Below are 440 nucleotides of genomic sequence, written 5' to 3'. Positions count from 1 at the left end.
GACAAGAACTGTGGAGATAAAACCCCTAGAATGTAGGGGTTTTTTCAGTATATTCTTATTTTACCATGCCTTCCCTAAACACCATTTTCTTATCTCCTGACGAATAGTTCTGAACGATACCAAGCAGCTCTTTAGAATAATCAATAACTGACATGACATTTACGGGTTCGTGGTACTCATACGCAAGCTTGTATCCTTTGATTTTTAACCTTATACCACCACCTTCATATTCTAAATATGAGTCATTTAGATCCTCGCTGTACACCCCTTTCCCATATGTACTATCTGGAAATTTAACAGGTAGTAAGCCAGCTAGTGTATGAAGTGAAATTCTACTACCTGTTGCCTCGCTAGTGATAAATTGTTCAACCCTAAGTGACATTGCCAATGGTTGGTCTATTCCCTCCATGGCCAGCCCAGGCTGAGTTACTATCCTAGAT

The 440-nt window shown here is 39.8% G+C and carries 1 protein-coding gene; it reads right to left on the bottom strand.

Annotated elements, in window-relative coordinates; all coding sequences use genetic code 11:
- Nucleotides 1–55: 55 nt before the first annotated feature.
- Nucleotides 56–440, bottom strand: a 385-nt coding sequence (locus GHN86_RS23505) for a hypothetical protein (RefSeq protein WP_228389655.1), incomplete at its 5' end; no start/stop codon positions are given.

This window comes from Pseudomonas helleri, from assembly GCF_009600315.1.
Lineage (GTDB): Bacteria > Pseudomonadota > Gammaproteobacteria > Pseudomonadales > Pseudomonadaceae > Aquipseudomonas > Aquipseudomonas helleri_A.
Note: the sequence above shows the minus strand (reverse complement) of the source record. Positions and strands in the feature narration are given on the sequence as shown.